Origin of the sequence: Flavobacterium sp. T12S277 (genome assembly GCF_048514875.1) — a bacterium.
In the GTDB taxonomy this organism is placed as follows: Bacteria; Bacteroidota; Bacteroidia; order Flavobacteriales; family Flavobacteriaceae; genus Flavobacterium.
Genome location: NZ_JBLYEG010000036.1, coordinates 1 through 6,143, shown reverse-complemented (window position 1 = coordinate 6,143; position 6,143 = coordinate 1). Strand labels below are relative to the sequence as shown.

Annotated in this window: 4 protein-coding genes; all 4 read left to right on the top strand. The window is 33.6% G+C overall.

The genetic code is table 11. The annotated features are described in order from the left end of the window. Positions 1-1,511 (top strand): gliding motility-associated C-terminal domain-containing protein (locus ACN1CN_RS22375; protein ID WP_419137855.1); only part of this gene is annotated, 1,511 nt, incomplete at its 5' end. A gap of 57 nt (positions 1,512-1,568) precedes the next feature. Further along, a complete protein-coding gene (locus tag ACN1CN_RS22370; RefSeq protein WP_419137853.1) occupies positions 1,569-2,498 on the top strand; it encodes a type IX secretion system membrane protein PorP/SprF in 930 nt (309 codons plus the stop codon). 11 nt (positions 2,499-2,509) lie between these two features. Then, positions 2,510-4,447, top strand: a complete 1,938-nt coding sequence (locus tag ACN1CN_RS22365; RefSeq protein ID WP_419137851.1) for an OmpA family protein — start codon at positions 2,510-2,512, stop codon at positions 4,445-4,447. 324 nt (positions 4,448-4,771) lie between these two features. Beyond that, positions 4,772-5,140, top strand: a complete 369-nt coding sequence (locus tag ACN1CN_RS22360) for a hypothetical protein (RefSeq protein WP_419137849.1) — start codon at positions 4,772-4,774, stop codon at positions 5,138-5,140. Positions 5,141-6,143: the final 1,003 nt, after the last annotated feature.

The window sequence follows — 6,143 nt, the reverse complement described above, 5'->3', positions numbered from 1 at the left end:
CAACAGGAGGAACCTCACTAACGAATGTATTATCTAATGATACCTTAAATGGAAGTGCTGTAGTGCCATCAGATGTAAATACTACTTTTGTAAGTGCTACCAATGCTGGAATTACTCTGTCGGGAACTGATGTCTTGGTTGCTCCAGGCACGCCAGCAGGGAATTATACATTGACTTACAGAATTTGCGAGAAACTCAACCCGACCAATTGTGATGATGCAGTGGTTACTGTGACGGTAACAGCTGGAGCTATTGTAGCTACAGATGATACGGGAAGTCCGGTAAACAGCTCCACAGGAGGGACTTCATTAACTAATGTATTAACCAATGATATTTTAAATGGAAGTGCCGTAGTACCTTCGGATGTAAATACTACTTTTGTAAGTGCTACTAATCCCGGAATTACTTTGTCGGGAACCGATGTTTTGGTTGCGCCAAATACGCCGGCCGGGACTTATACATTGACTTATAGAATATGTGAGAAACTTAATCCTACCAATTGTGATCAAGCTACAGTTTCGGTAACAGTTGTTGCAGGAGTTATCGTAGCGACAGATGACGCAGGAATCTCAGTAAATGGTTCAGAAGGAGGAACTTCACTAACCAATGTATTAACTAATGATACCTTAAACGGAAGTGCTGTTGTGCCTTCGGAAGTAAATACTACGTTTGTAAGTGCGACTAATCCTGGGATTACTTTGTCAGGAACCAATGTTTTGGTTGCGCCTGGTACCCCGGCAGGGTCTTATGCCTTAACTTATAGAATATGTGAGAAACTCAATTCTAGCAATTGTGATGATGCGGTAGTTACTGTACAGGTATTTAGTAACCCATCGATTGCATTAGTGAAAACAGCGGTGTTTAAAGATGAAAATGGAGATGGTCATGCACAGGCTGGAGAAAGTGTTATCTATAGTTTTGAAGTTACCAATACTGGAGATGTAGCATTAACAAATGTGAGTCTAACTGACCCTCTTCCTGGGATAGTACTTACCGGAAGTCCTATAAGTTTGGCAGTAGGAGAATCTGACAGAACTACTTTTGTTGGAGTTTATACTCTAAAACAGTCAGATATAAATTTAGGATCTGTGAGTAATCAAGCAACTGTTAGTGGAACAAGCTATGATGGAATAATCGTTAAGGACAACTCAGATGATATGAGTACTGTAGGAGATAATCCAACAGTCTTAAAGATTGAAGGTTGTAGTATAGAAGTTTTTAATGCCGTATCTCCCAATGCAGATGGCAGTAATGATTTATTCTATGTAAGAGGTTTAGAATGCTATCCAGAGAATTCGGTTGAAATTTATAACCGCTGGGGAGTTTTAGTATTTGAGCGTGATAATTATAACAATTCCGACAGAGCCTTTAAAGGTATTTCGGAAGGCCGTGTAACGATTAATGCTTCTGCTGAATTACCAGTTGGAACCTATTATTATATTCTAAAATACAAGGATTATAATTCTACAGGACACCAAAAAGCAGGTTATTTATATATCAATAGAAAATAGATAAATCTAATTCCCGGGAGGCATTACATCTCTCGGGGATTATAAAAAAAAAGACAGATGAAAACAAAATTAATAGGATTGGTTCTGATACTATTATCAGGCTTGATTCATGCCCAGCAAGATTCACAGTTTACACAATATATGTATAATACCATTAATATCAATCCTGCGTATGCAGGGTCTAGAGGTGTTTTAAGCATATTTGGTTTGCACCGTACACAGTGGGTAGGATTAGAGGGAGCACCGGTAACAAATACGGCTTCGATCAATATGCCGATAAGCAATAGTAATATGGGAGTTGGTTTGTCCTTTATAAATGATAGGATAGGGCCTTCAAATGAGAGTAATATAGCTATTGATTTTTCTTACAGTATACCTGTGTCGGAAAGTTATAAGCTATCATTTGGATTAAAAGGATCTGCAAATTTGTTAGATGTTGATTTTACGAAGTTGAATCAATATGATAAGAATGATTATGTTTTTGATACCAATATAGATAATAAGTTTTCTCCAAATATTGGAGTGGGATTATATCTGCATTCGGATAATACATATGTCGGTTTGTCTGCTCCTAATTTATTGGAAACCAAGCATTTTGATAAGTACGCCAATAGGGGAGCTAACAGCCATGTGGCTCAAGAAAATATTCATTATTACCTCATTGCAGGTCATGTGTTTGATTTGAATCCCTCACTGAAATTTAAGCCGTCATTACTGACTAAGTATGTGCAAGGTGCACCCTTACAAGTAGATGTATCTGCGAACTTTTTAATAAACGAGAAGTTTGTAGCAGGATTGGCTTATAGATGGAGTGCAGCATTTAGTGCTATGGTGGGTTTTCAAGCAACAGATTCATGGTTTATCGGTTATGGTTATGATTTAGAAACTACTCGATTAGATAACTACAATTCGGGCTCACATGAAATTTTTCTAAGATATGAATTGTTCAATAAGTATAATAAGATCATCTCTCCAAGATTCTTTTAATATCCTCTACTATGAAAATTAAAAACCTTATTTATAGTTCGCTTATGAGTCTTATCGCATTTCAGGGATATACTCAAAAAGCAAAAGTGGCTGCGGCCGATAAAGAATATGATCGTTACGCTTATATAGATGCAATAGCTACTTATGAGCGTGTAGCCAATAAAGGCTATACTGATGAGAGCATGTTTCAAAAGTTAGGAAATGCATATTATTTTAATGCCGAGTTAGAAAAAGCAGAAAAATGGTATGAAAAGCTTTTTGATATGAATCAAAATCAGGAACCGGAGTACTATTATAGATATTCTCAGTGTTTAAAATCGATAGGAGATTATGCTAAATCTGATAAAATGATGACCGAATTTAATCATAAATCAGGCAATGATTTACGAGCTAAGCTATTTAAGAGTAATAGAAATTATCTCGAGGAGATCAAAGCAAATTCTTGGCGATATACCATTGAAAATGCGGGTATCAATTCTAAGTTTTCTGACTATGGGAGTTCATTTTTAGGTAATAACTTAGTATTTGCTTCAGCAAGAGATACAGGGGGAATTGCTAAGAAGGTTTTCAAATGGAACAATCAATCATTTACAAATCTCTATAGATCGGAAATGAAATCAGATGGTAGTTTGGGAAAACCAGAACGATTCGATAATAGAATAAATTCTAAATTTCATGAATCTACTCCAGTTTTTACCCAAGATGGAAAAACGATGTATTTTACTAGAAACAATTTTTTAAATGGAAAGAAAAAAGAAGATAGTAAAAGAGTGACTTTGTTAAAGTTATATAAGTCAACTCTTGAAAAGGGTGTATGGGGTAATGTAAGAGAACTTCCGTTTAACAGTGATCAATATAGTGTCGCTCATCCGGCATTGAGTATCGACGAGAAAACATTGTATTTTGCATCGGATATGCCAGGAACTTTAGGGCAATCTGATTTGTTTAAGGTTAAAATCAACGATGATGGTAGTTATGGAACACCAGAGAATTTAGGAAACAAAATCAATACAGAGGGTAGAGAAACTTTTCCTTTTATAAGTGATCAGAACGAGTTGTATTATGCCAGTGATGGTCATCCTGGACTTGGAGGTTTGGATGTTTTTGTTGTCCAATTAGATCAAAATGGCTCTATGTCTGAATCGCAAAATGTAGGGGAACCTATCAATGGAAAAACAGATGATTTTGCATTACTTATTAATGGTCAATCTAGAACAGGTTTCTTTACAACAAATCGATCCGGAGGAGAAGGTTATGATGATATTTACAGATTCACTGAAACAAAAAAGTTAACCTGTGAACAAGAGCTTTCAGGAGTTGTAACTGATCTGGTAGACGGAAAATTATTGCCCATGACCCAGGTAGTTTTATTTGATAGCAATTTCAAAGAATTACAACAAGTGGTTTCAGATGAAAAAGCTCACTATGCATTTGAAGTAAAGTGTGGAGAGTCATACCATGTGAGGGCAATAAAAGCGGATTATATTACCAAAGAACAAAGCATTACTATTGCTAAGGAGAGTGGAAAAACAGATTTGCCTATTGCATTGGAAAAAGCAGTGTCTAAAGTTACAGTAGGGGACGATCTTGCAAAATTTCTTAAAATCGAGATAATTTATTTCGATTTGGATAAATCTTTTATTCGTAAAGATGCAGCTTTTGAATTAGAAAAAATTCTGGATGTTATGAAGCAGTATCCAACAATGAAGATAGACGTTCGTTCACATACTGATAGTAGACAGACGCATGCTTATAACGAGAAACTTTCAGATAGAAGAGCTAAATCAACTATTGCGTGGTTAGTTAAAAACGGAATAGCTGCAAATAGGTTAACTGGTAAAGGGTATGGTGAAACTCAGTTAGTAAATAAATGTGCAGATGGTGTGCAATGTACGGAGCAAGAACATCAGGCTAACAGACGTAGTGAGTTTATAATTACTTCAATGTAATTTTTAAGTAGAATAATTTTAAAGTGTATTTCACTTTGTTTAATAAAACCTAATACCACTGATTCTATATTAAAATTGATTTTTATGTTAGTCCATCAGTGGTTTAGTTTTGTTTAGAATGGTGATTATAGCCTCTTTTGTAACGGATTATTTTTCACAGTAAAGAGATCCAAAGAATATTTTCATTCTTAGATTATACAGTAAATATTTTTTAGATTTTATGAATAACTCTAGTGAAATGTTGCGGGAAATTAAGTTGCAAACGCAGTGAGATTTTAGAGTAAAAGTTAAGAGTGGCACCAGAATTAGAATTTAGATGGAATTATGAAGCAAGATATTAGAGCCATGGGCAAGAGAAAAGGACTTATATATGATAGTCAAAAATATTTTTCAAGATTCTTAAAGCATGAATTTCAAGAAGATTATTCTTTTGATGCATATTGCAATTTTAAGTATTTTGACAAGGTATTAGATAAATATTCAGTGATTGTATTTGTGATCTATTCAGAAAAGGAATTACTTGATTTCCTTAAAGTATATAGAAAAGAGATTCCTTTAATTATTTGTAGTTTCAATAATGGAATTTTATCGGAACTAGGAAAAATAGAGGAGGTGTTGTTGTTGGATACCTCAAAACTTAAACCTGAGATAATAAATGAATTGAAATCTTATTTCAATTATTTAATCCCTTGATATCATGGTGTTGTTGTTTAGAAGCATTGGAAGATAGTTTTAAATTAAGGTATTTTTAATCCAACTCATAATAATTTGAAATTTGTCAAACATACATTAAATCCAAATTTGTTAAATAGATCTATTGGGTGGAATCAATCGGGACTATTGAAGGGATTGATATATCTGTAAAGGGAATTTTTAAATGTAGGATTACCCTAGATAAAGAGTATGAATTAAATTTTAATATAGCAATAATTTCAATTGGGCCAGCTCTTATTTTGTGATTATTCAACCATGGAGACTGTAATTTTAAAACTTATGAAATAAAAAAATATCATTGTGAATTGAAAAATAATAATTTTAGAAATAATGAACAGCTTGCTAAATTTCATATCTGTTTTTTTATAAAAAAAGATAATTGGTAAAGTGAGATACTATTTGTAAGAAGTAGCAACCAGTACGTTGGTTACAGGTTACTTTCTTTTTTATCTATTTTAATGTTTGTTATTTCAAGTATTAAAATTATTTTATTAGGCGCTTCATTAAACATAACTATTCATCTGAGATGAGATTTACCTCCAAAAAGAGATTTTAGTTATTCTTTCCAATTACTTTAGATTTAACCCCATCATGCTTTATATACATCGAGATTAAGTTAAAATGTTTTTATGAACTACTGTACTTTATTGTGGTTGCCAAAATAATTGCCTTGTTAGGAGTTATGTGTATGAGATTATTTTTTTTTTTTTTTTTTGAGTTAGATATCGTGTAATCGGTTGTAAAACAGTATAATAATTGGGTTAATGTAATTGCGCGACGTCTTTAATGTGGCTATAATTCGACGTTTATTAATTAATGTTCTACAAGGAAAGAAATCTAATGAAACTACATTCGCAGTGCAAATTCCGGTTATATTGATCACCCCATTCCGTTTTAAAGTGAGCACCTGATTCCAGTTCAAAATGACCACCTAATTCCGGAGCAAAATGACCACCTCCGTTTTGATTAAAAACTATATTTT